Origin of the sequence: Gemmobacter nectariphilus DSM 15620 (assembly GCF_000429765.1) — a bacterium.
GTDB classification, from domain to species: domain Bacteria; phylum Pseudomonadota; class Alphaproteobacteria; order Rhodobacterales; family Rhodobacteraceae; genus Wagnerdoeblera; species Wagnerdoeblera nectariphila.
Genome location: NZ_KE386949.1, coordinates 550,643 through 572,670, shown reverse-complemented (window position 1 = coordinate 572,670; position 22,028 = coordinate 550,643). Strand labels below are relative to the sequence as shown.

General features: G+C 64.3%; 35 protein-coding genes. 30 read left to right on the top strand and 5 right to left on the bottom strand.

What is annotated here, in order from left to right; genetic code table 11:
• Positions 1–131: 131 nt before the first annotated feature.
• Genes rplB through rplP form a run of 5 tightly spaced genes read left to right on the top strand, consistent with a single transcriptional unit; the run spans position 132 to position 2,779 of the window.
• The gene (rplB, locus tag G481_RS0121550) at positions 132–971 is read left to right on the top strand and encodes a 50S ribosomal protein L2 (protein WP_028031848.1); all 840 of its coding nucleotides are present in this window, start codon (positions 132–134) and stop codon (positions 969–971) included.
• A 3-nt stretch (positions 972–974) separates the two neighbouring features.
• Positions 975–1,253: a 30S ribosomal protein S19 gene (gene rpsS / locus G481_RS0121545; protein WP_028031847.1), complete on the top strand. Its 279-nt coding sequence runs from the start codon at positions 975–977 to the stop codon at positions 1,251–1,253.
• A gap of 3 nt (positions 1,254–1,256) precedes the next feature.
• Positions 1,257–1,637: a 50S ribosomal protein L22 gene (rplV, locus tag G481_RS0121540; protein ID WP_035026920.1), complete on the top strand. Its 381-nt coding sequence runs from the start codon at positions 1,257–1,259 to the stop codon at positions 1,635–1,637.
• Entirely contained in the window at positions 1,637–2,350 is a 714-nt protein-coding gene (gene rpsC / locus G481_RS0121535; protein WP_028031845.1) for a 30S ribosomal protein S3, read from the top strand. The genes rplV and rpsC overlap by 1 nt, the downstream gene beginning before the upstream one ends.
• Positions 2,351–2,365: 15 nt before the next feature.
• A complete protein-coding gene (gene rplP, locus G481_RS0121530) occupies positions 2,366–2,779 on the top strand; it encodes a 50S ribosomal protein L16 (RefSeq protein ID WP_028031844.1) in 414 nt (137 codons plus the stop codon).
• Between the two features lie 70 nt (positions 2,780–2,849).
• Here rplP and G481_RS0121525 read toward each other — a convergent pair whose 3' ends face one another.
• Positions 2,850–3,437 carry a tRNA-specific adenosine deaminase gene (locus tag G481_RS0121525; protein WP_028031843.1) on the bottom strand — a complete coding sequence of 196 codons (588 nt, stop codon included), beginning with the start codon at positions 3,435–3,437 and terminating at the stop codon, positions 2,850–2,852.
• A 241-nt stretch (positions 3,438–3,678) separates the two neighbouring features.
• On the opposite strand from G481_RS0121525, the gene rpmC reads away from it, so the two are divergent.
• The 25 genes from rpmC (at position 3,679) to G481_RS0121400 (ending at position 18,168) form a co-directional block, all read left to right on the top strand.
• The gene (gene rpmC / locus G481_RS0121520) at positions 3,679–3,882 is read left to right on the top strand and encodes a 50S ribosomal protein L29 (protein WP_028031842.1); all 204 of its coding nucleotides are present in this window, start codon (positions 3,679–3,681) and stop codon (positions 3,880–3,882) included.
• A 10-nt stretch (positions 3,883–3,892) separates the two neighbouring features.
• Complete coding sequence (gene rpsQ, locus G481_RS0121515) at positions 3,893–4,132, top strand: 30S ribosomal protein S17 (protein WP_028031841.1); 240 nt, start codon at positions 3,893–3,895, stop codon at positions 4,130–4,132.
• 70 nt (positions 4,133–4,202) lie between these two features.
• Positions 4,203–4,571 (top strand): 50S ribosomal protein L14, encoded by a 369-nt coding sequence (rplN, locus tag G481_RS0121510; protein ID WP_023666245.1) that lies wholly within the window; start codon positions 4,203–4,205, stop codon positions 4,569–4,571.
• Positions 4,571–4,876, top strand: coding sequence for a 50S ribosomal protein L24 (gene rplX / locus G481_RS0121505; protein ID WP_028031840.1), 306 nt, complete (start codon positions 4,571–4,573; stop codon positions 4,874–4,876). Before rplN ends, rplX begins: the two co-directional genes overlap by 1 nt.
• Positions 4,876–5,436, top strand: a complete 561-nt coding sequence (gene rplE / locus G481_RS0121500; RefSeq protein WP_035026915.1) for a 50S ribosomal protein L5 — start codon at positions 4,876–4,878, stop codon at positions 5,434–5,436. Before rplX ends, rplE begins: the two co-directional genes overlap by 1 nt.
• Before the next feature lie 18 nt (positions 5,437–5,454).
• The gene (gene rpsN, locus G481_RS0121495; RefSeq protein ID WP_028031838.1) at positions 5,455–5,760 is read left to right on the top strand and encodes a 30S ribosomal protein S14; all 306 of its coding nucleotides are present in this window, start codon (positions 5,455–5,457) and stop codon (positions 5,758–5,760) included.
• Between the two features lie 10 nt (positions 5,761–5,770).
• Complete coding sequence (gene rpsH, locus G481_RS0121490; protein ID WP_028031837.1) at positions 5,771–6,169, top strand: 30S ribosomal protein S8; 399 nt, start codon at positions 5,771–5,773, stop codon at positions 6,167–6,169.
• A gap of 10 nt (positions 6,170–6,179) precedes the next feature.
• Positions 6,180–6,713, top strand: a complete 534-nt coding sequence (gene rplF, locus G481_RS0121485; protein ID WP_028031836.1) for a 50S ribosomal protein L6 — start codon at positions 6,180–6,182, stop codon at positions 6,711–6,713.
• 11 nt (positions 6,714–6,724) lie between these two features.
• Entirely contained in the window at positions 6,725–7,084 is a 360-nt protein-coding gene (rplR, locus tag G481_RS0121480; protein WP_028031835.1) for a 50S ribosomal protein L18, read from the top strand.
• Between the two features lie 114 nt (positions 7,085–7,198).
• Complete coding sequence (gene rpsE, locus G481_RS0121475) at positions 7,199–7,762, top strand: 30S ribosomal protein S5 (RefSeq protein ID WP_028031834.1); 564 nt, start codon at positions 7,199–7,201, stop codon at positions 7,760–7,762.
• A gap of 11 nt (positions 7,763–7,773) precedes the next feature.
• Positions 7,774–7,965, top strand: a complete 192-nt coding sequence (gene rpmD, locus G481_RS0121470; protein ID WP_028031833.1) for a 50S ribosomal protein L30 — start codon at positions 7,774–7,776, stop codon at positions 7,963–7,965.
• Positions 7,966–8,112: 147 nt separating this feature from the next.
• Positions 8,113–8,772: a hypothetical protein gene (locus tag G481_RS24855; protein WP_035026913.1), complete on the top strand. Its 660-nt coding sequence runs from the start codon at positions 8,113–8,115 to the stop codon at positions 8,770–8,772.
• Between the two features lie 139 nt (positions 8,773–8,911).
• Positions 8,912–9,250, top strand: a complete 339-nt coding sequence (locus tag G481_RS0121460) for a ribonuclease E inhibitor RraB (protein WP_028031831.1) — start codon at positions 8,912–8,914, stop codon at positions 9,248–9,250.
• 131 nt (positions 9,251–9,381) lie between these two features.
• Entirely contained in the window at positions 9,382–9,861 is a 480-nt protein-coding gene (gene rplO / locus G481_RS0121455; protein ID WP_028031830.1) for a 50S ribosomal protein L15, read from the top strand.
• 100 nt (positions 9,862–9,961) lie between these two features.
• Positions 9,962–11,317 (top strand): preprotein translocase subunit SecY, encoded by a 1,356-nt coding sequence (gene secY, locus G481_RS0121450; RefSeq protein WP_028031829.1) that lies wholly within the window; start codon positions 9,962–9,964, stop codon positions 11,315–11,317.
• A 19-nt stretch (positions 11,318–11,336) separates the two neighbouring features.
• Entirely contained in the window at positions 11,337–11,987 is a 651-nt protein-coding gene (locus G481_RS0121445) for an adenylate kinase (RefSeq protein WP_028031828.1), read from the top strand.
• A gap of 186 nt (positions 11,988–12,173) precedes the next feature.
• On the top strand, positions 12,174–12,542 hold the full coding sequence (rpsM, locus tag G481_RS0121440) for a 30S ribosomal protein S13 (protein WP_028031827.1): 369 nt from the start codon (positions 12,174–12,176) through the stop codon (positions 12,540–12,542).
• Positions 12,543–12,557: 15 nt separating this feature from the next.
• Positions 12,558–12,953 (top strand): 30S ribosomal protein S11, encoded by a 396-nt coding sequence (gene rpsK / locus G481_RS0121435; RefSeq protein ID WP_028031826.1) that lies wholly within the window; start codon positions 12,558–12,560, stop codon positions 12,951–12,953.
• 116 nt (positions 12,954–13,069) lie between these two features.
• Complete coding sequence (locus G481_RS0121430) at positions 13,070–14,086, top strand: DNA-directed RNA polymerase subunit alpha (protein ID WP_028031825.1); 1,017 nt, start codon at positions 13,070–13,072, stop codon at positions 14,084–14,086.
• A 142-nt stretch (positions 14,087–14,228) separates the two neighbouring features.
• Positions 14,229–14,648 (top strand): 50S ribosomal protein L17, encoded by a 420-nt coding sequence (rplQ, locus tag G481_RS0121425; RefSeq protein ID WP_028031824.1) that lies wholly within the window; start codon positions 14,229–14,231, stop codon positions 14,646–14,648.
• Positions 14,649–14,762: 114 nt separating this feature from the next.
• Positions 14,763–16,145, top strand: coding sequence for a trypsin-like peptidase domain-containing protein (locus tag G481_RS0121420; protein ID WP_028031823.1), 1,383 nt, complete (start codon positions 14,763–14,765; stop codon positions 16,143–16,145).
• Between the two features lie 148 nt (positions 16,146–16,293).
• Complete coding sequence (rnhA, locus tag G481_RS0121415; protein ID WP_028031822.1) at positions 16,294–16,758, top strand: ribonuclease HI; 465 nt, start codon at positions 16,294–16,296, stop codon at positions 16,756–16,758.
• Entirely contained in the window at positions 16,755–17,375 is a 621-nt protein-coding gene (locus G481_RS0121410) for a trimeric intracellular cation channel family protein (protein WP_028031821.1), read from the top strand. The genes rnhA and G481_RS0121410 overlap by 4 nt, the downstream gene beginning before the upstream one ends.
• Before the next feature lie 38 nt (positions 17,376–17,413).
• Positions 17,414–17,905 carry a hypothetical protein gene (locus G481_RS0121405; protein ID WP_028031820.1) on the top strand — a complete coding sequence of 164 codons (492 nt, stop codon included), beginning with the start codon at positions 17,414–17,416 and terminating at the stop codon, positions 17,903–17,905.
• 83 nt (positions 17,906–17,988) lie between these two features.
• Positions 17,989–18,168, top strand: coding sequence for a hypothetical protein (locus tag G481_RS0121400; RefSeq protein WP_028031819.1), 180 nt, complete (start codon positions 17,989–17,991; stop codon positions 18,166–18,168).
• Here G481_RS0121400 and G481_RS0121395 read toward each other — a convergent pair.
• Genes G481_RS0121395 through fahA form a run of 4 tightly spaced genes read right to left on the bottom strand, consistent with a single transcriptional unit; the run spans position 18,165 to position 21,742 of the window.
• Complete coding sequence (locus G481_RS0121395; protein WP_035026910.1) at positions 18,165–18,983, bottom strand: DMT family transporter; 819 nt, start codon at positions 18,981–18,983, stop codon at positions 18,165–18,167. The two genes, G481_RS0121400 and G481_RS0121395, sit on opposite strands and share 4 nt — an antisense overlap.
• Before the next feature lies 1 nt (position 18,984).
• Complete coding sequence (locus G481_RS0121390) at positions 18,985–20,226, bottom strand: NAD(P)/FAD-dependent oxidoreductase (protein WP_028031817.1); 1,242 nt, start codon at positions 20,224–20,226, stop codon at positions 18,985–18,987.
• Positions 20,223–20,483, bottom strand: coding sequence for a hypothetical protein (locus tag G481_RS0121385; protein ID WP_028031816.1), 261 nt, complete (start codon positions 20,481–20,483; stop codon positions 20,223–20,225). The genes G481_RS0121390 and G481_RS0121385 overlap by 4 nt, the downstream gene beginning before the upstream one ends.
• Entirely contained in the window at positions 20,483–21,742 is a 1,260-nt protein-coding gene (gene fahA, locus G481_RS0121380) for a fumarylacetoacetase (RefSeq protein ID WP_028031815.1), read from the bottom strand. Before fahA ends, G481_RS0121385 begins: the two co-directional genes overlap by 1 nt.
• Positions 21,743–22,028: the final 286 nt, after the last annotated feature.

Sequence of the window (22,028 nt, the reverse complement as noted above, 5' to 3'; positions counted from 1 at the left end):
CGCGGCCCCGGGTTTCCGGGGCCGTGGATTTTTCCGGTTTCCGCCTTGCGCGGGGGGCGGAACCTGAACCGGGGACCTTCGGGGCCCTATAACCCGGGTCGCAAGACCCGCAGCAGACGGAAGACAGAAACATGGCACTCAAGTCGTACAAACCTACGACGCCTGGCCAGCGTGGGCTGGTGCTGATCGACCGTTCGGAGCTTTGGAAAGGCCGCCCCGTCAAGGGACTCACCGAGGGTCTCGTTAAAACGGGCGGACGGAACAACACCGGACGCGTCACGATGTGGCACAAGGGCGGCGGCGCCAAGCGCCTTTACCGCATCGTGGACTTCAAGCGTCGCAAGTTCGACGTGGCGGCCACCGTCGAGCGGATCGAATACGATCCGAACCGGACCGCCTTCATCGCGCTGATCCGCTATGAAGATGGTGAAGTGAACTACATCATCGCGCCGCAGCGCCTCGCCGTTGGCGACAAGGTGATCGCGGGTGCGAAAGTCGACGTCAAGCCGGGCAACGCGATGCCGTTCTCGGGCATGCCGATCGGCACGATCGTTCACAACGTCGAAATGAAGCCGGGCAAGGGCGGCCAGATCGCTCGTGCGGCTGGCACCTACGCGCAGTTCGTCGGCCGTGACGGCGGCTATGCGCAGATCCGCCTGTCCTCGGGCGAGCTGCGGATGGTGCGTCAGGAATGCATGGCGACCATCGGCGCCGTGTCGAACCCGGACAACTCGAACCAGAACCTGGGCAAGGCTGGCCGCAAGCGGCACATGGGCGTTCGCCCGACTGTCCGCGGCGTTGCCATGAACCCGATCGACCACCCGCACGGCGGTGGTGAAGGCCGGACTTCGGGCGGCCGTCACCCGGTCACTCCGTGGGGCAAGGGCACCAAGGGCAACCGGACCCGCTCCAACAAGCAGACGGACAAGTATATCGTCCGTTCGCGTCACGCGAAGAAGAAGGGACGCTGATCCATGTCGCGCTCTGTTTGGAAAGGCCCCTTTGTCGACGCTTACGTCCTCAAGAAGGCCGAGAAAGCTCGGGAATCGGGTCGTGGCGAGGTCATCAAGATCTGGTCGCGCCGTTCTACCATCCTGCCGCAGTTCGTGGGCCTGACCTTCGCCGTCTATAACGGCCACAAGCATGTCCCGGTCGCCGTGACCGAGGAGATGATTGGTCAGAAGTTCGGCGAATATTCTCCGACCCGGACCTACTACGGTCACGCGGCCGACAAGAAAGCCAAGAGGAAGTAAGCCATGGGTATGGAGAAAAATCCGCGCCGCGTGGCGGACAACGAGGCAATGGCGGTCGCGCGCATGCTCAAGGTCAGCCCGCAGAAGCTGAACCTGGTGGCGGCGATGATCCGCGGCAAGAAGGTGGACAAGGCTCTGGCCGACCTCACCTTCTCGAAGAAGCGTATCGCTGGCGACGTGAAGAAGTGCCTTCAGTCGGCCATCGCCAACGCCGAGAACAACCATGGCCTTGACGTCGACGAACTGGTCGTCGCCGAAGCCTGGGTCGGCAAGAACATCACCCTGAAGCGGGGCCGTCCGCGCGCCCGTGGTCGCTTTGGCAAGATCATGAAACCCTTCGCCGAGATCACGATCAAGGTGCGTCAGAAAGGGGAGACTGCGTAATGGGTCAGAAGGTCAACCCGATCGGGATGCGTCTCCAGGTCAACCGCACCTGGGACAGCCGCTGGTATGCCGACTCGAAGGATTACGGCAACCTGCTGCTCGAAGACCTGAAAATGCGCGACTTCATCCATGAGGAAGTCAAGCAGGCCGGTGTCTCGCGCGTCATCATCGAGCGCCCGCACAAGAAGTGCCGCGTCACCATCCACACCGCCCGTCCCGGCGTCATCATCGGGAAGAAGGGTGCGGATATCGAGACGCTGCGCAAGAAGCTGTCGAACTTCACCAAGTCCGAACTGCACCTGAACATCGTCGAAGTCCGCAAGCCGGAAGTCGATGCCCAGCTGGTGGCCGAGTCGATCGCCCAGCAGATGGAACGCCGGGTGTCGTTCCGCCGCGCCATGAAGCGCGCCGTTCAGAACGCGATGCGCATGGGCGCCCTGGGGATCCGGGTGAACGTGTCGGGTCGTCTGGGTGGGGCCGAAATCGCGCGGACCGAATGGTACCGTGAAGGCCGCGTGCCGCTGCACACGCTGCGCGCCGACATCGACTATGCGCTGTCCGAAGCGTCGACCCCCTATGGGATCATCGGCGTCAAGGTTTGGATCTTCAAGGGCGAGATCATGGAACATGATCCGCAGGCCCGTGACCGTCGCGCTGCCGAAGGCAACGACGCTCCGGGGCCGCGCCCGCGCCGCGACCGCGAACGCGCCTGAGGGGAGTAGGGAACAATGCTGCAACCGAAACGGACCAAGTTCCGCAAACAGCACAAGGGCCGCATCCACGGCGAAGCCAAGGGCGGTTTCGCCCTGAACTTCGGCTCGTTCGCCCTGAAGGCAACCGAACCGGAGCGGGTCACCGCCCGCCAGATCGAAGCGGCCCGCCGCGCGATCACCCGTCACATGAAGCGTCAGGGCCGCGTCTGGATTCGCGTGTTCCCGGACGTGCCGGTCTCGTCGAAGCCGACCGAGGTGCGGATGGGTAAAGGCAAGGGCTCGGTGGACTACTGGGCCTGCAAGGTCAAACCGGGCCGGATCATGTTCGAGATCGACGGCGTGTCTGAAACCATCGCGCGTGAGGCTCTGCGCCTTGGTGCGATGAAGCTGCCGGTCACCAGCCGCGTGGTCGCCCGCGAAGACTGGTAAGCCCAAGATCATGGGTTTGGCGGGGTTACCCCCGCCCTGCGACCCCTGCCGGGAAACCGGCGGGGGTTTTTCAATTCAGCGGAATGTCGTTGTCGGACTTGCCCGCCTGATACCGGGTCGACAGTTCGGCATAGGTATCAAGAATGCGGCGCCACTGGGCTTTCATCCGGCGTTGCTCGGGCTCGGGTGCCGCAGCGACCATATCTGCCAGCGCGTTCGCATCCCAGAAGGCGTTGTGGCGCCGATAGCCCCCCGGCTCCAGCCCGAACACCTCCTTGAGGATCCTCAGATCGTGCGGGATGGCAAAGGCATCGCGCGAATCCTCGTGGCTGAAGAAGTAGTAATAGTTGTCAAATCCTGCCCAGGTGATCGCCGACATGCACATCGTGCAGGGTTCATGGGTCGACAGGAAGATCAGATCGCCGGTCCCCGGGCGGCTGGCCATTTCATAGAACCGCTTGAGGGTGTGAACCTCGCCATGCCAGAGCGGGTTCTCGAGTTCATTGTTGGTCTCGGCGAGGACAAGCGACAGATCCGACTTGCGCAGGATCGCCGCGCCAAAGACCTTGTTGCCGCGCGCAACGCCCTGGGCGGTCAGCGGCAGGATGTCGTGTTCGATAACATCCAGAAGGCGGGCGGCAAGGCGAGAGGCATCCATGGGCTGTTCCTTGATCGGGTCGGATGACATCAGAGCCGGGCCGGACCCTGGCTGTCAATCGCTGCTGCCAAAGGTCGATTGCCCAAGTTTCCCTTGCCCCTGTGTCTGGTCCCCTGTAAGGAGACGCATCGCACGATTCCCGGTCACGGGAGTCGCGCGTCTGTCATTGATCCACCAGGTTCAAGGTGACCCTGAGCAAACCGCAGGGGCCCTCTGGTGATTGTGAAAAGGAAGAAGGCGCATGAACGCCAAGGAACTGCGTGAAAAGACGCCCGACCAGCTGCGTGACCAGCTGGTGGCGCTGAAGAAGGAGGCGTTCAACCTCCGCTTCCGTCAGGCGACCAACCAACTTGAAAACACCGCCCGCATGAACACGGTCCGCAAGGACGTGGCACGCATCAAGACGGTGCTGAACGAAATGGCCGCGCAAGCGGCGGCGAAGTAAGGAGCCTCAGATGCCCCGTCGTATCCTGCAAGGCACCGTGACCTCGGACAAGAACGATCAGACGATCACCGTTCTCGTCGAGCGCCGCTTCAAGCACCCGCTGCTGCAAAAGACCGTGCGCAAGTCGAAGAAATATCGCGCGCACGATCCGGAAAACCAGTTCAAGGCCGGCGATACGGTTCGCATCGTTGAATGCGCGCCGATTTCCAAGACCAAGCGCTGGCACGTCGTGACCGAGGCAAACGCCTGAGGGCGCGCGCCTATACGAAACCCTGGGGCGGTCAGCTGCATGACCGTCTCCAAAGGTCGGGAGACAACCAATGATCCAGATGCAGACCAATCTGGATGTCGCTGACAACTCCGGCGCTCGCCGAGTTCAGTGCATCAAGGTTCTGGGCGGTTCGCACCGCCGCTACGCATCCGTGGGCGACATCATCGTGGTGTCGGTCAAGGAGGCGATTCCGAAGGGCCGCGTGAAGAAAGGTGACGTCCGCAAGGCCGTCGTCGTTCGCACCGCCAAGGAAGTCCGTCGTGAAGACGGCACCTCGATCCGTTTCGACCGTAACGCCGCCGTCATCCTGAACAACCAGGGCGAACCGGTCGGCACCCGTATCTTCGGGCCGGTCGTGCGCGAGCTGCGTGCCAAGAACTTCATGAAGATCATCTCGCTGGCGCCGGAGGTGCTGTAATGGCCGCGAAACTCCGCAAGGGTGACACGGTCGTCGTGCTCACCGGCAAGGACAAGGGCAAGCAGGGTGAAATCACCCAGGTCATGCCCAAGGACAACAAGGCAGTTGTCGAAGGCGTGAACGTGGCCATTCGCCACACCCGCCAGTCGGCCACCAGCCAGGGCGGCCGCATCCCCAAGGCGATGCCGATCGACCTGTCGAACCTCGCCCTGCTGGACAAGAACGGCAAGGCCACCCGCGTCGGCTTCCGTGAGGAAGACGGCAAGAAGGTGCGCTTCGCCAAGACCACCGGGGAGGCGATCTGATGCTCGACGCTGCTACCTATACCCCGCGTCTGAAGACTGTCTTCAACGACCGCATCAAGGCGGCGATGAAAGAAGAATTCGGCTACACCAACCCGATGCAGATGCCCAAGCTCGAGAAGATCGTGCTGAACATGGGCGTCGGCGAAGCGGTCAAGGACACCAAGAAGGTCAAGCAGGCCGCCGAGGAACTGTCCCGGATCGCCGGTCAAAAGGCGGTTGTCACCCACGCCAAGAAGTCGATCGCCGGCTTCCGCGTGCGTGAGAAGATGCCGCTGGGCTGCAAGGTGACGCTGCGCGGCGACCGCATGTACGAATTCCTGGACCGCCTGATCACCATCGCGCTGCCGCGCGTGCGTGACTTCCGCGGCGTCAAGGGCAACTCGTTCGACGGCCGCGGCAACTACGCGATGGGCCTGAAGGAACACATCGTGTTCCCCGAGATCGACTTCGACAAGGTCGACGAGATCCTCGGCATGGACATCATCATCTGCACCACCGCGAAAACCGACGCGGAAGCCAAGGCACTGTTGAAGCACTTCAACATGCCCTTCATGGCTTGATCGCGGGAGGATTGGACAATGGCTAAAGTATCCATGGTCGAACGCGAGAAAAAGCGCGCACGGATGGTCAAGCAGTATGCTGGCAAGCGCGCTTCTCTCAAGGAGATCATCAAGGACGAATCGAAACCGATGGAAGAGCGCTTCCGTGCCAGCCTGAAACTGGCCGAACTGCCGCGCAATTCCTCGGCGACCCGTCTGCACAACCGCTGCGAACTGACCGGGCGTCCGCACGCCTACTATCGCAAGCTCAAGCTGTCGCGGATCATGCTGCGTGAACTGGCCTCGTTCGGCCAGATCCCGGGCATGGTCAAGTCGAGCTGGTAAGGAGGCACGCATGTCGATGAACGATCCGCTCGGCGATATGCTGACCCGCATCCGCAACGCGCAGATGCGCGGCAAGTCCACCGTGACTTCGCCCGCGTCCAAGCTGCGCGCTTGGGTGCTGGATGTGCTCGCCGCCGAAGGCTACATCCGTGGTTACGAACGCACCACCGATGCCAATGGCCAGCCCGCACTGGAAATCAGCCTGAAATACTTCGAAGGCACCCCGGTCATCCGCGAAATCAAGCGGGTTTCCAAGCCGGGCCGCCGCGTCTACGCCGGTTCGCAAGAGCTGCCGTCGGTGCGCAACGGTCTGGGTGTCGCCATCGTCTCGACGCCCAAGGGTGTCCTGTCGGACGCGAATGCACGCGCTGCCAACGTTGGCGGCGAAGTGCTTTGCACCGTGTTCTGAGGAGGGTGGAATGTCTCGTATTGGGAAAAAACCCGTCGGGCTGCCCAAGGGGGTTTCCGCCACCCTGTCCGGCCAGACCATCGAGGTGAAGGGGCCGAAAGGCACCCGCAAGTTCACCGCGCCCGACGACGTGACCATCGTGATCGACGGCTCCGAGGTGAAAGTCACCCCGCGCGGCTCGTCCAAGCGCGCACGCTCCATGTGGGGCATGTCGCGGTCGATGGTGGCGAACCTCGTCACTGGCGTGACCGAAGGTTTCAAGAAAGAGCTTGAAATCCAGGGCGTCGGCTACCGTGCGCAGATGCAGGGCACCAACCTGAAACTGTCGCTCGGTTACAGCCACGAAGTGAACTTCGCCGCTCCGAAGGAAGTCACCGTCACGGCGCCGAAGCAGACCGAGATCGTGATCGAAGGTATCGATCAGCAGATCGTCGGCCAGGTTGCCGCGAACATCCGCGAATGGCGTCAGCCCGAGCCCTACAAGGGCAAAGGCATCCGCTACAAGGGTGAGTACGTCTTCCGCAAGGAAGGCAAGAAGAAGTAAGGGCTGCGAAAATGGCGAACACGAAACGAGAGCTGTTCATCAAACGCCGCCTGCGCGTTCGGAACAAGCTGCGGAAAACCGCCGACGGGCGCCTGCGCCTCTCGGTCCACCGCTCGAACAAGAACATCAGCGCCCAGCTGATCGACGACGTCAACGGCGTGACCGTTGCCGCCGCCTCGACGCTGGAAAAAGAGCTGGGGTTCTTCGGCAAGAACAACGTCGAAGCTGCCGCCAAGGTTGGTTCGACGATCGCCGAGCGGGCGAAGGCGGCAGGGATCGAAACCTGCTACTTCGACCGTGGTGGCTTCCTGTTCCACGGCAAAGTGAAGGCCCTGGCCGACGCTGCCCGTGAAGGTGGCCTCAAGTTCTGATCCACGCGGGTGACAGCGATGTCACCCCGATGATCCGGGGGCGGGCGCTGTGCCCGCTCACCAGGATTGGCAAAGTCTGGCGTGTATTGCGCGCCATCACGGAAGGAATGCCCTATGGCAGAACGTGAAAACCGCCGGGAACGTCGCGCAGAGCGCGAAGAGACCCCGGAATTCGCCGATCGTCTTGTTGCGATCAACCGCGTCTCGAAAACCGTGAAGGGCGGCAAGCGTTTCGGCTTTGCAGCTCTCGTGGTGGTCGGTGACCAGCGCGGCCGCGTCGGCTTCGGCAAGGGCAAGGCGAAAGAAGTGCCCGAGGCGATCCGCAAGGCGACCGAGCAGGCCAAGCGCAGCATGATCCGCGTCGCCCTGCGCGACGGCCGCACCCTGCACCACGACATGGAAGGCCGCCACGGCGCCGGCAAGGTCGTGATGCGCACCGCCGTTCCGGGGACCGGCATCATCGCCGGCGGCCCGATGCGCGCCGTGTTCGAGATGCTGGGCGTGCAGGACGTTGTTGCGAAGTCGCTGGGTTCGCAGAACCCCTACAACATGATCCGTGCGACCATCGACGGTCTGAAGCAGGAAGCCTCGCCCCGTTCGGTGGCGGCGCGTCGCGGCAAGAAAGTCGCTGACATCCTGAAGAAGCCCGAGGCCGAGTCGGCCCCGGCCGAAGCCTGAGGAGCTGAGCGATGACCAAGAAAACCATCGTCGTGCAGCAGGTGGCCTCGGCCGCCCGTCGCCCCGCGATCCAGACGGCGACCCTGAAAGGCCTTGGCCTGAACAAGGTCCGCCGCACCCGTGAACTGGAAGATACCCCTTCGATTCGCGGCATGGTCAACAAGATCTCGCATCTTGTGAAGATCATTGAAGAGCGCGGCTGAGCTCGCGTCAACGACAGAGGGCCGCTGAGCTGTCCTCGTGAACATACGACCCTCGGCAGTCATGCCGGGGGTTTTTTGTTAATTGCACACTTGTTTTGAGGTGATTGCTAACCAACGTACTATTCGGGCGCATAGGGAGTACATTCGATGAGGAAGGCACTGAGAACTGCCTGTGTTGGCGCGGTTGCCCTTGTGGCGTCGTCCAATGCGATCCACGCGGGTATTTGTGACTATCGGCTGAGCGAATTAATTGGCGGGAAGGCGACCGCCGCAATAGGTACGGCTGGTGGATTAACGACTGTTGCAGGTTTGGGAGCAAAGGCCGCTGGCTACTATCTGATAATCCACTCGACCTCGGGCGCCGCGATGATTGGGTCAACTGCTGCCGGCGCTTCGGCGGCAGGGACAGTCGGAATTATCGGTGGAACAGCAGGTGTAGCTGGGACGGCCTTCGGGATCCTGACAGCGCCAGTCACCATCGCCATCGGCGCTTTGACTGCTATTGGCCTTACGGCGATCGAAGGAGGCTGCTACTTCCAAGATGAGACGATTACTTCTTACCTTGATGTCTATGCGGTTGTTCGGAAGATGGCTGAGAGTTCGGAGGCGGCCCCAAAGACAGGTGACTCGGCATACCTATACTTGTCGGGACTTGGCCCTGACGAAGCGAAGCTGGTCATCGTAATAAGCGAGCATGAACGACAAGAGTACTTGGTGAAGAACCTCTACATCGTGAATGGGGAGTTGCGCCACCGGGATTGGGGCCCAAACACCCGGATAGGCAGCATCGTGGTTGCGACTCAGTAGGAACAGCGTTGGCTGCGATATACATGTCGGTTGGCTTCTTGTGACGGAAGTGTGGGTTCGGTAGACGCAGTCCGAGCCAGACCTTGGTTTTGGCGTCTCAAATGTGCTCGTTTCCAGATAGCTACAGAAGGAACCCAACGTGGACCTGCAAGACCAGAAAGCGGAAACGCAAGCCGTGTTCAACGAACTGGCAGCCTCGGCCGATCTGCCCGAGCGCGCCGGAGTTGACTTCCAGTTCGCCCCCGAGGCCGATGATGCCGATTGGGATGCCTTGACCGATGCTGTCGAGATGCTGGGCCACGAGATCGAATGGTATGAGGGCGATGGCCCCGAGGACCGCTGGGTCGAGATCACCGTCGAGAACTGCAAGGTCACATTCGAGGCGATCTGGGCCCACGAGGAACGCCTGACGCTTCTGGCCGCGATCCACGGCTTTGCACCGCAGGGCTGGGGTCTGTTCGTTCCCGAGAAGGACTGATCAGGTCCGGCTTGCAACATGGCCTCCAAGGGTGTATCCGCCCCCGGTGGCCTTGTTGCCATCAGAATCAAGAAAAGCCGTGTTTGCCCCATCCGTCGCTGGCGGGGCAGTTCCGGCCAAGGAGAAGCGACATGAAACTGAACGAACTTCGCGATAACGACGGCGCCGCCAAAAAGCAAAAGCGCGTCGCGCGCGGCCCTGGCTCGGGCAAGGGCAAGACCGCTGGCCGTGGTATCAAGGGCCAGAAATCGCGCTCGGGCGTTGCGCTGAACGGCTACGAAGGCGGCCAGATGCCGCTGTATCGCCGCCTGCCGAAGCGCGGCTTCACCAAGCCGAATCGCAAGGAATGGGCGGTGGTGAACCTGGGCCTGATCCAGAAGTTCATCGAGGCCGGCAAGCTGGACGCCAAGGTCGAGATCACCGAAGACGCGATCGTCGCGGCCGGTGTGACCTCGCACAAGCGTGACGGTATCCGTGTTCTGGCCAAGGGCGAAATCGCCACTGCGCTGACGCTGGTGGTGTCGGGTGCGTCGAAATCGGCGGTGGAAGCCATCGAAAAAGCCGGCGGCAAGATCACCCTGACCGCCCAGACGGTCGCAGCGGCTGAATAAGCGGTTGCAGGCGGGGCTTGCCCCGCTTACATCTGCGCAAGTTTTCCAGCGCCGCCGACCGGAGAACGGTCCGGCGGCGCAGTCATGAAAGAGACCGGACATGGCATCTGCTGCAGAGCAAATGGCGGCGAACCTCAGCTGGGCCTCGCTCGGCAAGGCGACCGACCTGCGCCAACGCATCTTCTTCACCATCGGGCTGCTGATCGTCTACCGGCTGGGCACCTATATCCCGGTCCCGGGTATCGACGCTGCCGCCTTGAAGGAGTTCATGGACGAAGCTGCCGCCGGCATCGGCGGGATGCTCAACATGTTCACCGGCGGCGCGATCAGCCGGATGGGCATCTTCGCGCTCGGGATCATGCCGTATATCTCGGCCTCGATCATCGTGCAGCTGCTGTCGTCGATGGTCCCCAGCCTGATGGCGCTGAAGAAGGAGGGCGAGGCCGGCCGCAAGAAGATCAACCAGTACACGCGCTATGGCACGGTGGCGCTGGCGGTTTTTCAGGCCTGGGGGATCGCGGTCAGCCTTGAGGCCGGCGATCTTGCGCATGACGCGGGCATGTTCTTCCGCCTTGGTGCTGTGATCACGCTGGTCGGCGGCACGATGTTCCTGATGTGGCTGGGCGAGCAGATCACCCAGCGCGGCATCGGCAACGGCATTTCGCTGATCATCTTCGTCGGAATCGTCGCGGAAATCCCCTCGGCGCTGGCGCAGTTCTTCAGCCAGGGCCGTTCGGGCGCGATTTCGCCGGCGGTCATCATCGGCGTTCTGGTGATGGTGGTGGTCGTCATCGCGGTTGTCGTGTTCATGGAACGCGCGCTGCGCAAGATCCACATCCAGTATCCCCGGCGCCAGGTCGGCATGAAGGTCTATGATGGCGGGTCGAGCCACCTGCCGATCAAGATCAACCCCGCCGGCGTCATTCCTGCGATCTTCTCGTCCTCGCTGCTGCTGCTGCCGGTCACGATCTCGACCTTCTCGGGCAGCCAGACCGGACCGATCATGTCGACGATCCTGGCCTATTTCGGGCCCGGGCAGCCGCTCTATCTGCTGTTCTTCGCGGCCATGATCGTGTTCTTCAGCTACTTCTACACCCACAACGTCTCGTTCAAGGCGGATGATGTGGCGGACAACCTGAAGAACCAGACCGGCTTTGTGCCCGGCATCCGCCCTGGCAAGAAGACCGAGGAATATCTGGAATACGTCGTCAACCGCGTCCTGGTTCTGGGCTCGCTCTATCTGGTGGCGGTCTGCCTGCTGCCCGAAGTTCTGCGCCACCAACTGGCCGTGCCCTTCTACTTTGGTGGCACGTCGGTGCTGATCGTCGTGTCGGTGACGATGGATACGATCAACCAGGTGCAAAGCCACCTTCTGGCCCATCAGTACGAGGGCCTGATCGAGAAAAGCCGCCTGACAGGCAAGAAGCGCGGTTCCCGCGCCCCCGCCCGCCGCTGAGACAGAGGAGCCAGCCGCCATGCCGAACATCATCCTTCTTGGGCCGCCGGGCGCGGGCAAGGGCACCCAGGCCAAGCGGCTGGAGGACGAGCGCGGCATGGTCCAGCTCTCGACCGGCGACATGCTGCGGGCGGCCCGCACCTCGGGCACCGAGATGGGCAAGAAGGTCGCCGAAGTGATGGACCGCGGTCAGCTGGTGACGGATGAAATCGTCATCGGCCTGATCGAGGAAAAGCTGACGGGCGAGCAGGGCGGCGGCTTCATCTTTGACGGCTTCCCGCGCACGCTGCCGCAGGCTGACGCGCTCGAGGCGCTGATGGCCAAGGTCGGGCAAAAGCTGGATGCCGTGATCGAGATGCAGGTCGATGATGCCGCGCTGGTTGCGCGGATCACCGGCCGCTACACCTGCGGCAACTGCGGCGCCGTCTATCACGATGTGACCAAGCCGACCAAGGTCGCTGGCACCTGTGACGTCTGCGGCAGCACCGACATGAAGCGGCGCGCCGATGACAACGAGGACAGCCTCAAGACCCGGCTGATGGAATACTACAAGAAAACCTCGCCGCTGATCGGCTACTACTGGGCCAAGGGAAATCTGGTCAGCGTCGATGGCCTGGCCGAGATGGACGAGGTTGCGGCCGCCATCGCGAAAGTGCTTGACAAGGGCTGACTCGCCTTGACGCCGGGCGGAAAAGCCCATAGTGGACGGTGTCCCGCAAGGGAATCGTCCTGGGGCTTCGGCCTTGACGGCGAATAACTCCATGACGATGCAAAGGCCTGCGGGAAACCGTCCCGCGGGTTTGCGTTGTGAAAAAAGGTTCTGGGATCACGGAACCGCAACGAAAGGAATTTACGCGTGGCACGTATTGCTGGCGTCAACATCCCCACCGCGAAGCGCGTCCCGATCGCGCTGCAGTATATCCACGGCATCGGCGCCCATGTGGCCGAGCAGATCTGCGAAGCCGTTGGTATCGACCGCACCCGCCGTGTGAACGAGCTGTCGGACGCTGAAGTCCTGGCGATTCGCGAACACATCGACGCGAACTACACCGTCGAAGGCGATCTGCGTCGCGAAGTTTCGACCAACATCAAGCGCCTGATGGACCTTGGCTGCTACCGCGGCCTGCGTCACCGCAAGAACCTGCCGGTTCGCGGCCAGCGCACCCACACGAACGCCCGCACCCGCAAGGGCCCGGCCAAGCCGATCGCCGGCAAGAAGAAGTAAGGGGAGCGCAAGGTAATGGCACGCGATACCAAAGCCCGTGGCGGCAAGAAAAAAGAGCGCAAGAACATCGCCGCCGGCGTGGCGCATGTGAACAGCTCGTTCAACAACACCAAGATCCTCATCTCGGACGTGCAGGGCAACGCGATCTCGTGGTCGTCGGCTGGCACCATGGGGTTCAAGGGGTCGCGCAAATCGACCCCCTACGCAGCCCAGATGGCTGCCGAGGATGCGGGCCGCAAGGCGCAGGAACACGGCGTGAAGACGCTGGAAGTCGAAGTGCAGGGCCCGGGTTCGGGCCGCGAGTCGGCGCTGCGCGCGCTGGCCGCCGTGGGCTTCAACATCACCTCGATCCGTGATGTGACCCCGATCGCGCACAACGGCTGCCGTCCGCCGAAACGCCGTCGGGTCTAATCCCCGGCAAACCACTCAGGGCCGTGCCTTCGGGCGCGGCCCATACGCATTACTACGACCCTCGGGCGTCTGCCGTTTAGGGACATGGACGGCAGGCAGGTATGGAGGCGACACGCATGATCCACAAGAACTGGCAGGAACTCATCAAGCCGCAACAGCTCGAGGTCAAACCGGGTGCCGACGCGGCGCGCGTGGCGACCGTGGTGGCCGAGCCGCTGGAGCGTGGCTTTGGTCTGACGCTGGGCAACGCCCTGCGCCGCGTCCTGATGTCCTCGCTGCAAGGCGCCGCCATCACCTCGGTCCAGATCGACAACGTGCTGCACGAGTTCTCCTCGGTGGCAGGTGTGCGTGAAGACGTCACCGACATCGTGCTGAACCTCAAGGGCGTCGCGATCAAGATGGAAGTCGAAGGGCCGAAGCGCCTGTCGATTTCGGCCAAGGGCCCGGGCATCGTGACCGCTGGCGACATTTCGGAAACCAATGGCATCACCATCCTGAACAAGGATCATGTGATCTGCCACCTGGACGAAGGCGCCGACGTGTTCATGGAACTGACCGTGAACACCGGCAAGGGCTATGTCTCGGCCGACAAGAACCGGCCCGAAGACGCGCCCATCGGCCTGATCCCGATCGACGCGATCTATTCGCCGGTCAAGAAGGTCAGCTACGAAGTGCAGCCCACCCGCGAGGGCCAGGTGCTGGACTATGACAAGCTGACGATGAAGATCGAAACCGACGGCTCGCTGACGCCGGATGACGCGGTGGCCTATGCTGCCCGCATCCTCCAAGACCAGCTGTCGATCTTCGTCAACTTCGACGAACCCGAATCGGCCAAGGCCGGCGAAATCGACACCGGGCTGGAGTTCAACCCGCTCCTGCTCAAGAAGGTCGACGAGCTGGAACTGTCGGTGCGTTCGGCGAACTGCCTGAAGAACGACAACATCGTCTATATCGGCGATCTGATCCAGAAAACCGAAGCCGAGATGCTGCGCACCCCGAACTTCGGCCGCAAGTCGCTCAACGAGATCAAGGAAGTTCTGGCGGGCATGGGCCTGCACCTTGGCATGGAAGTCGAGGATTGGCCGCCGGAGAACATCGAGGATCTGGCCAAGCGCTTCGAAGATCAGTTCTGATCTTGCCTTTCCCGGGGGCGCCGTCTAGACGCCCCTGGACCAATGCTGGCTCTGTGCCGGGAAACCCTGGGCAATCCCGCCCCAACGAAGCGCGCCGCACGCACGGGGCGCAAGACAAAGCAAAAGACGTAAGGAGACCATCATGCGTCACGCCCGTGGCTACCGCCGCCTGAACCGCACCCACGAACACCGCAAGGCGCTGTTCGCCAACATGGCTGGCTCGCTGATCGAGCACGAGCAGATCAAGACGACCCTGCCCAAGGCGAAAGAACTGCGCCCGATCGTCGAAAAGCTGATCACGCTGGCCAAGCGCGGCGATCTGCACGCCCGCCGTCAGGCCTCGGCCCAGCTCAAGGAAGAGCGTCTGGTCAAGCGCCTGTTCGAAATCCTGGGCCCGCGCTACAAGGAACGTCAGGGTGGCTATATCCGCGTTCTGAAAGCCGGCTTCCGCTATGGCGACATGGCGCCGATGGCGATCATCGAATTCGTCGACCGCGACCCGTCGGCCAAAGGCGCTGCTGACCGCGCCCGCGTCGAAGCCGAGGAAGCCGCCGAGGACTGATCCTCGCGCATGGTTTACCGCCAAGGCCCGCCCCACGGCGGGCCTTTTGCGTTCCGGTGCTTGCATGGTGCGGCGCCGCGGCCCATACCGGCCGTGTCGCTTGCCGGAGGTTCCATGACCCGCCTTGCCATCCTGCTGGCCGCTGCGCTTGCCGCGACCCCCGTTTTCGCCGAAGTCCGCGCTCCGTTGTCGAAGACCGAGATCAGCCTCAGCTTTGCCCCGGTGGTCAAGGCGGCGGCGCCCGCAGTGGTCAACATCTATGCAACCCGCGTGGTCGAAAGCCGCGTCAGCCCCTTTGCCGGCGATCCGTTCTTTGGCCAGCTGTTTCGCGATTTCGGCGAGACGCGGCCCGAGGTGCAGAACTCGCTTGGCTCTGGCGTGATCGTTGCGGCTGGCGGTCTGGTGGTTTCGAACTACCATGTCGTCGAGGCAGCGACCGATATCACCGTGGTCCTGACCGACAAGCGCGAGTTCAAGGCCGAAGTGGTGCTGGCCGACCAGGTCAACGATCTGGCCGTCCTGCGCCTCAAGGATGCTGCCGACCTGCCGGTCCTGCCATTCCGCGATAGCGACGGGGTCGAGGTGGGCGATCTGGTGCTGGCGATCGGCAATCCGTTCGGGATCGGCCAGACGGTCAGCATGGGCATCATCTCGGCGCTGGCGCGGTCGTCGATTTCAGTGGGCGACGGCCATGGCTATTTCCTGCAGACCGATGCCGCGATCAATCCGGGCAATTCGGGCGGTGCGCTGGTCGATGCCGAAGGGCGGCTTGTCGGGATCAACACGGCGATCCTGACCCAGTCGGGCGGATCGAATGGGGTTGGCTTCGCGATTCCGTCGAACCTCGTGCGCGCGGTCGTGGCGCAGGCCGAGGCTGGCGCCAGCCGCTTTCAGCGGCCCTGGGCCGGTGTCAGTGGCCAGGCCGTGGACGGCGCCCTGGCCGAGGGGCTGGGCCTGGCCGTTCCCGAAGGGGTGATCCTGTCGGAACTGCACCCGGCAAGCCCCTTCGCGGCCGGCGGTCTGGTGGCGGGCGATGTGGTGCTGCGTCTGGCCGGCGCGCCGGTGAATTCTCCGGCCGAGATGATCTTTCGCATGTCCTCGCATGGCGTGGGGGCAGCGGTGGCAGTGGACTATCTGCACAAGGGCAAGCCGCGCAGCGCCACCGTGCAACTGATTGCCCCGCCCGAGCAGCCGGCCCGCGATACCCGCAAGATCGGCTCTGGCAGCGTGCTCGAAGGGCTGGAGGTCGCGCGGATCAACCCCGCCGTCATTGCCGAGCTGGACCTGCCGCTTCAGGCCGAGGGGGTCGCGGTCCTTGCCTCTGCCGCCTGGGCCGCGCAGGCCGGCCTTCAGGCGGGCGATATCCTGCTGTCGATCAATGGCGCGCGGATCGCGACCCCCGCCGATGTCGCAGCAGCGGCCGCCAATGCAGGCCGCAGCTGGTCCATCGACCTCGTGCGGCGCGGCCAGCCGATGCGCCTGCGCTTCCGCGTCTGAACCGCCTGCGCCCTTTCGCCTTGATCCAAATATCCCACGGGGGAGTCGGCCGGAACGGCCGGCGGGGGCGTGAAGCCCCCTTTCGCCGCTCTGGCCTTTGCGGCCCGCCGGGGGTAAGCACCCGAAAACCCGCCGCACAGGACCGCCCATGCCCGAGCTGATCGCCTATACCGACGGAGCTTGCTCCGGCAATCCTGGCCCCGGCGGCTGGGGGGTCCTGCTGATCGCGCGCGAGGGCGAGACGATCCTCAAGGAGCGTGAGCTTTCGGGCGGCGAGCCGGATACCACCAACAACCGCATGGAACTTCTGGCCGCGATCACCGCGCTGGAAACGCTGGAGCGTCCTTCCAGCCTGACCATCGTCACCGACAGCGCCTATGTGAAGAACGGCGTCACCGGCTGGCTCCACGGCTGGAAGCGCAACGGCTGGCGCACCGCCGACAAGAAGCCGGTCAAGAATGTCGATCTGTGGCAGCGGCTGGATATCGCGCAGGCCCGCCATCAGGTCGCGTGGAAATGGATCAAGGGCCATGCCGGGCACGAGGAGAACGAGCGCGCCGACGCGCTTGCCCGTGCCGGAATGGCCCCCTTCAAACCGGGCAAGGGGCCATGACGCTTACCGCGCTTCTGGATATGGCTGCCGTCTTCGTCTTTGCCCTGACCGGCGGTCTGGCGGCGTCTCGCGCGCAGCTGGATGCGGTCGGCTTCATCTTCATTGCCAGTCTGACGGCGGTGGGGGGCGGGACGGTGCGCGATCTGCTGCTGGATCGCACGGTGCTCTGGGTGGCCGACCCGCGCTATCTGGGGCTGACCACGGTGGCGGCGCTGGTGGTGTTCTTCACCGCGCATCTGCTTGAAAGCCGCATCCGGGCGCTGACCTGGCTGGATGCGCTGGCCCTGGCGGTGGCTGTTCCGGCAGGCGTCGGGATTGCCCTGCAACAGGGGCAGCCCTGGCCCATCGTGCTGGTCGCCGGTGTCGTCACTGGCGCCATGGGCGGCCTGATGCGCGATGTGGTCTGCAACGAGGTGCCCCTGGTGCTGAAAAAGGGCGAGCTTTACGCAACCTGTGCGCTGGCCGGGGGGATCGCGGCCCTGGTTGCGCCCTATGCCGGTGTGCCGCAGCCGCTGGCCTTGCTGGCCTGTGCCGTCGTGACCTTTGCGCTGCGCGCCGGATCGCTGGCCTTTGGCTGGAGCCTTCCGGCCTATCGCCCGCGCCCGCCGCGCAACTGACCCCTTTCCAGCCCGGCCCCGCGCGTTATTCTGGCACCATGGCCAGACCTCGCAGCGTTCCTGATGAAACCGTCCATGCCGCCGTGCTGGCCCTGATCCGCAGCAAGGGGGAAAAGGCCGTGACCTTTTCCGCCGTTGCCGCGCGCGTCGGCCTTGCGGCCTCGTCACTGGCCGAGCGGCATGGCACCGTCGCGGGCATGATCGCAGACGCGCGCAAAGGCGTCTGGGACCGGATCGAGGCCGCGACCGAATCGGCCGTTGCTGCGGCCGGCCCGGGACCGAAGGGCGCGGTTGCGCTGCTCAAGGCGCTTGGCGGGCTGGATGTGCCACCCGTCGCCGCCGATCCTGACCGTGCCGCCCACTGGCGCGCCCGGGTCGAGGCCGAGCTTGCCTTGCGTCTGGGCGGCGGCGCCAAGGGGCGCGAGGGGGCGGCGCTGTTGTTTGCCTTTTGGCAGGGGCAGGTGCTGTGGCAGCCTGCGGGCGACAAGACGGCGCGGCTCAAGGATGCGGTGCGCCGGCTGGCCGGATGACGCAAGGTTGATGCGGATCAAGGCAGGCAGGCGTCGGAACGGGTATGTCCAGTCCCGGACGCGCTGATTGCGAAGGTGCTTTGATGACACGTCTGATGATGACGATATTTTCGATGGTGGCGACGACCCTGATGGGCATTGGCGTCGTGATCGCCCTGACCACCGGCTTTGACACGCTGCAACCCATCCTGATCGGGGCCGCCATCGGCTTTGTGGTGGCGATCCCGGTGTCCTGGGCGATTGCCCGGCAACTGGCGGGCTAGCGCCGCGCCGCCAGCGCGACGCCGGCCAGCACCAGCAGGGCGGCCAGAATCACTGCAGGGCGCGGCATCTCTGCCAGCAGCAGGGCGCCGCCGGCCAGCGCGATGACCGGCACCGACAGTTGCGCCACCGCCGCCCGGGCGGCGCCCAGTTGCGGCACCACGGCGAACCACAACGCATAGCCAAGGCCCGAGGCAATCGCCCCCGAGGCCACGGCCAGCGCAATGCCCGCAGGGTCCACCTGCGGTGCGCTGGCCAGCAGCGGCAGCAGGACAAGCGGCAGGGCGAGCGTGAAATTCGCCGCCGTCGCCGCCAGCGGATCGGTGCCCCCACGGCCGGACAGCGAATAGATGCCCCAGCCGATACCGGCCGCCACCATGGCCAGTGCCGGGGGCAAGGCGGGCACGGCACCCGCGCCCGGCAGCAGCAGGGCCGCCAGCCCGGTCAGCGCCAGCCCCGCCCCGATCCAGCGCCGCATGGGCAGCGATTCGCCCGCCCGCAGCGCCCCGGTGAACATGGTCACCTGCACGGTCCCGAACAGGATCAACGCCCCCGTTCCGGCAGCAAGCCCCAGATAGGCCGCTGAAAAGCCCAGCATATAGGTGGTCAGGGCCAGCACCGGCACCAGCCGCCCGCGCCAGGGCAGCGGCCTTGACCGCAGCCGCACCAGCACCAGAAGCACCGCCGCGCCCGAGGCGACCCGGATCGCCGCAAAGGTAAAGGGATCGACCAGCCCCGACCCGACAGCTGCCCGGTTCAGCAGCGAATTCGCGGCAAAGGCCGTCATGGCCAGCGCCGTTAGCAGCAAAAGCCGCATCCTAGAACCGCCCCGGATGCATGGGCAGCATGTCGCGGTCCGGGGCGGTGCCTGCAACGACCGATTCGACCAGCCGGGCGGTGACAGGGGCCAGCGTCAGCCCGATATGGCCATGACCATAGGCGTGAATCACATCCGGCCCTTCGGCCGAGGGTCCGATCACCGGCAGGCTGTCGGGCAGGGACGGGCGGAACCCCATCCAGCTGCGCGACGGCGCGCCCAGCTGGGGAAAGAACGCGCTGACCCCCTCGTTCAGCCGGGCGAGCCGGTGGGGCGAAGGCGGCGCGGTCAGCCCGCCCAGCTCGACCGTTCCGGCAGCGCGCAGGCGCCCCTCCATCGGGCACAGGTAGAACCCGCGCGAGGTTGGGCAGCAGGGGCGCGACAGCAGCGGGGCCGGCATGTCCCATTCCAGATGATAGCCGCGCTCGGTGTCCAGCGGCACCCGGTCGCCTGCCTGCAAGGCCAGATCCCGCGAATGGGCACCTGCGGCAATCACCACCCGGCGGGCGGTCAGGTGCAGCCCATGCCCCGACAGATGAACACCATCCGGCCCGCGCCGCAGCCGATCGACCCGCGCACGGATATGTGGCACGCCTGCATCCGCCACCGCCTTTGCCAGCAGGCCAACCATGCGGCCGGGGTCCGACAGGAACAGAGCCTTGGGGAAAAACGCGCCGCCTGCCGCAGGCGGCAGACCGGGCTCCAGCGCCGCAAGGTCTTGCGAATCGATCAGATCGACCGTCACCCCCAGATCGCGCCGCGCCTGCATCGCTGCCCCGGCCCCGGCCAGCGCGGCGGCGGTCTCGAATACGTAGATCGCGCCGCGATGTTGCAAGATGGCGCTGCCGCCGATCTCGGCGGCAAGTTCGGCCCACAGCGGCGCCGCATCCGACACCAGCGTCGCCAGCGCCGCCGCATTGGCGGCCGCCCGATGTGGCAGCGATTGCCAGGCGAATCGCATCAGCCATGGCGCGAGCGACAGGATCGCCGCCCGCCGGATCGCCAGCGGCGAGTTGCGGTCAAACAGCAGCGAGGGCAGCGATTTCAGCACATCCGGCGTTCCGACCGGCATCACCGCATAATCCGCGATGGTGCCCGCATTGCCATACGAGGCGCCCATGCCGGGCGTTTCGGGCTCGACCAGAACCACCTCGTGCCCTGCCTTGGCCAGCCGCAAGGCGCAGGCCAGACCGACGACACCGCCCCCTACGACGGCAATCCCGGCAGTCAAGGGTTCATTCATCGGGGCACCCAGAGCATTCGGTTGATCAGCATCATCACGATCAGCGCGGCGCTTGCCAGGCCAAGCTGACGGCGCTCGTGTGCGAATTCCGGCGCGCGCAGGAAGGCGCCAAAGGCCTCCAGCGTTGCGGCAAGGCCAGGAAAGGCGCGGCCAGAGCGGTCAACCGCCCGCGCCCGCAGCTGGAACAGGGCGCGAAAGACCAGCCAGGCCCAGACGGCGAAGACGATTGCCTGCACCGCCAGCCCGACCCAGGCCATCAGCGCGCCCAGTCGGGAAGGGTGGCCGCCGCGACCACCTTGCCGCGGCATTCGCCAAAGCCGATGCGATAGCCATCGCCCTGACAATGGCCGCGCAGGACGATGGTATCGCCATCGGCGATGAAGCTGCGTTCGTCGCCCGTCGCCAGCGTCAGCGGCTCTTTCCCGCCCCAGGACAGTTCCAGCAGGCTGCCCCGGCTGTCCCTGACCGGGCCCGAGATGGTGCCAGATCCCAGCAGATCGCCCACATTCATCGCGCAGCCGCTGCTGGTATGATGCGCAAGTTGCTGGGCGGCCGAATAATACATCTCGGCATAGCTGGTGCGGCTGATGACCGTTTCCGCCTTGCCCTCGGGGGCCAATGCCACCTCCAGGGCGATGTCATACAGCATGGGGCCGGGTTCGCGCAGGTAGGGCAGCAAGGGCACCTCACGCGCAGGCGTCGGGGTGCGGAAGGGTTCCAGCGCCGCCTTCATCACGATCCAGGGCGAAATGGTCGTGGCGGTCGCCTTGGCCTGAAACGGGCCCAGCGGCACATATTCCCACGCCTGGATATCGCGCGCCGACCAGTCATTCAGCAGCACATAGCCAAAGATCATCGTATCCGCCTCGGGCACCGAGACCATGCCCTCCGACGCCTTGCCGACCACGGCGCCCATTTCCAGCTCGAAATCGAACCGCTGCGAGGCGCCGAACACCGGCCCTTCGGAGCCTGGCGGTTTCAATTGCCCCAGCGGGCGGCGCACATCGGTGCCCGAGACGACAACCGAGGAGGCGCGCCCATTGTAGCCGATCGGGATATGCAGCCAGTTGGCCGGCAGCGCATTGTCCGGATCGCGAAACATCGAGCCGACATTGAAGGCGTGATGCTTGCCGGCATAGAAATCGGTATACTCCGAGACCAGGAACGGCATGTGCATCCGGCTGCCCGCCTGCGGCACCAGATAGGGTTCCACCTGGGATTTGACATCCGACCCTTCGGTCAGGAACCCCAGCAGCAGAATGCGCAGCCGGGCCCAGGCGTCGGGGCCAAGTTCCATCACCTCGTTCCAGAAGGGCACGTCCAGCACGGGTTCATCTGCAAGCCGCAGCAATCCCACCTCTTCCAGCGCGCTGACATCAAGGATCATGTCCCCGATCGCAACGCCGCACCGCGGATCCTCGTCCTTGCGCGAGAAGACCCCGCAGGGAAGATTGTTGAGCGGAAAGTCGGTGTCGGGGCTATTGGCGCTTTGCACCCACGAGCGCATCAGGGGCATCGTCTTTCCTTACTTGGTTCAGCCTTTGCCTTATTGTGACCGGGCCATGCGAATGGGGCAAGGCCGATCGGAAAAGCGATTGCCGCGCAGAGTTCTTGCGAAAAAGTCGGTCTTGGCTCAGCCTTTTGATTGGCTGAACCCTGACTCGCCGCATGGCGGCGAGAATTCGGGACGATGCCCGCGTTGTTGACCCCATCAGCATTCGGCGTTCACGCCGCGTGCAGGTGGGGTATTTTCTATTCTATCCATGGTTGAATAGTCGATCGAAAATAATTGTAAGACGGGA

Excerpts from the sequence above, each read along its gene's own strand:
- G481_RS0121430 (WP_028031825.1), top strand. The coding sequence starts at position 13,070 with ATGATCCACAAGAACTGGCAGGAACTCATCAAGCCGCAACAGCTCGAG.
- G481_RS0121400 (WP_028031819.1), top strand. The coding sequence starts at position 17,989 with ATGACACGTCTGATGATGACGATATTTTCGATGGTGGCGACGACCCTG.
- rplP (WP_028031844.1), top strand. The coding sequence starts at position 2,366 with ATGCTGCAACCGAAACGGACCAAGTTCCGCAAACAGCACAAGGGCCGC.
- rnhA (WP_028031822.1), top strand. The coding sequence starts at position 16,294 with ATGCCCGAGCTGATCGCCTATACCGACGGAGCTTGCTCCGGCAATCCT.
- G481_RS0121410 (WP_028031821.1), top strand. The coding sequence starts at position 16,755 with ATGACGCTTACCGCGCTTCTGGATATGGCTGCCGTCTTCGTCTTTGCC.
- G481_RS0121385 (WP_028031816.1), bottom strand. The coding sequence starts at position 20,483 with ATGGCCTGGGTCGGGCTGGCGGTGCAGGCAATCGTCTTCGCCGTCTGG.
- G481_RS0121395 (WP_035026910.1), bottom strand. The coding sequence starts at position 18,983 with ATGCGGCTTTTGCTGCTAACGGCGCTGGCCATGACGGCCTTTGCCGCG.
- rpsK (WP_028031826.1), top strand. The coding sequence starts at position 12,558 with ATGGCACGCGATACCAAAGCCCGTGGCGGCAAGAAAAAAGAGCGCAAG.
- rpmD (WP_028031833.1), top strand. The coding sequence starts at position 7,774 with ATGACCAAGAAAACCATCGTCGTGCAGCAGGTGGCCTCGGCCGCCCGT.
- rplB (WP_028031848.1), top strand. The coding sequence starts at position 132 with ATGGCACTCAAGTCGTACAAACCTACGACGCCTGGCCAGCGTGGGCTG.
- rpsH (WP_028031837.1), top strand. The coding sequence starts at position 5,771 with ATGTCGATGAACGATCCGCTCGGCGATATGCTGACCCGCATCCGCAAC.
- rpsQ (WP_028031841.1), top strand. The coding sequence starts at position 3,893 with ATGCCCCGTCGTATCCTGCAAGGCACCGTGACCTCGGACAAGAACGAT.
- rplE (WP_035026915.1), top strand. The coding sequence starts at position 4,876 with ATGCTCGACGCTGCTACCTATACCCCGCGTCTGAAGACTGTCTTCAAC.
- secY (WP_028031829.1), top strand. The coding sequence starts at position 9,962 with ATGGCATCTGCTGCAGAGCAAATGGCGGCGAACCTCAGCTGGGCCTCG.
- rpsS (WP_028031847.1), top strand. The coding sequence starts at position 975 with ATGTCGCGCTCTGTTTGGAAAGGCCCCTTTGTCGACGCTTACGTCCTC.
- rplN (WP_023666245.1), top strand. The coding sequence starts at position 4,203 with ATGATCCAGATGCAGACCAATCTGGATGTCGCTGACAACTCCGGCGCT.
- G481_RS0121525 (WP_028031843.1), bottom strand. The coding sequence starts at position 3,437 with ATGGATGCCTCTCGCCTTGCCGCCCGCCTTCTGGATGTTATCGAACAC.
- G481_RS0121445 (WP_028031828.1), top strand. The coding sequence starts at position 11,337 with ATGCCGAACATCATCCTTCTTGGGCCGCCGGGCGCGGGCAAGGGCACC.
- rplX (WP_028031840.1), top strand. The coding sequence starts at position 4,571 with ATGGCCGCGAAACTCCGCAAGGGTGACACGGTCGTCGTGCTCACCGGC.
- rplV (WP_035026920.1), top strand. The coding sequence starts at position 1,257 with ATGGGTATGGAGAAAAATCCGCGCCGCGTGGCGGACAACGAGGCAATG.
- rplQ (WP_028031824.1), top strand. The coding sequence starts at position 14,229 with ATGCGTCACGCCCGTGGCTACCGCCGCCTGAACCGCACCCACGAACAC.
- G481_RS0121390 (WP_028031817.1), bottom strand. The coding sequence starts at position 20,226 with ATGAATGAACCCTTGACTGCCGGGATTGCCGTCGTAGGGGGCGGTGTC.
- rplO (WP_028031830.1), top strand. The coding sequence starts at position 9,382 with ATGAAACTGAACGAACTTCGCGATAACGACGGCGCCGCCAAAAAGCAA.
- G481_RS0121420 (WP_028031823.1), top strand. The coding sequence starts at position 14,763 with ATGACCCGCCTTGCCATCCTGCTGGCCGCTGCGCTTGCCGCGACCCCC.
- rplR (WP_028031835.1), top strand. The coding sequence starts at position 6,725 with ATGGCGAACACGAAACGAGAGCTGTTCATCAAACGCCGCCTGCGCGTT.
- rpsE (WP_028031834.1), top strand. The coding sequence starts at position 7,199 with ATGGCAGAACGTGAAAACCGCCGGGAACGTCGCGCAGAGCGCGAAGAG.
- rpmC (WP_028031842.1), top strand. The coding sequence starts at position 3,679 with ATGAACGCCAAGGAACTGCGTGAAAAGACGCCCGACCAGCTGCGTGAC.
- rplF (WP_028031836.1), top strand. The coding sequence starts at position 6,180 with ATGTCTCGTATTGGGAAAAAACCCGTCGGGCTGCCCAAGGGGGTTTCC.
- G481_RS0121405 (WP_028031820.1), top strand. The coding sequence starts at position 17,414 with ATGGCCAGACCTCGCAGCGTTCCTGATGAAACCGTCCATGCCGCCGTG.
- G481_RS24855 (WP_035026913.1), top strand. The coding sequence starts at position 8,113 with ATGAGGAAGGCACTGAGAACTGCCTGTGTTGGCGCGGTTGCCCTTGTG.
- rpsN (WP_028031838.1), top strand. The coding sequence starts at position 5,455 with ATGGCTAAAGTATCCATGGTCGAACGCGAGAAAAAGCGCGCACGGATG.
- rpsC (WP_028031845.1), top strand. The coding sequence starts at position 1,637 with ATGGGTCAGAAGGTCAACCCGATCGGGATGCGTCTCCAGGTCAACCGC.
- fahA (WP_028031815.1), bottom strand. The coding sequence starts at position 21,742 with ATGCCCCTGATGCGCTCGTGGGTGCAAAGCGCCAATAGCCCCGACACC.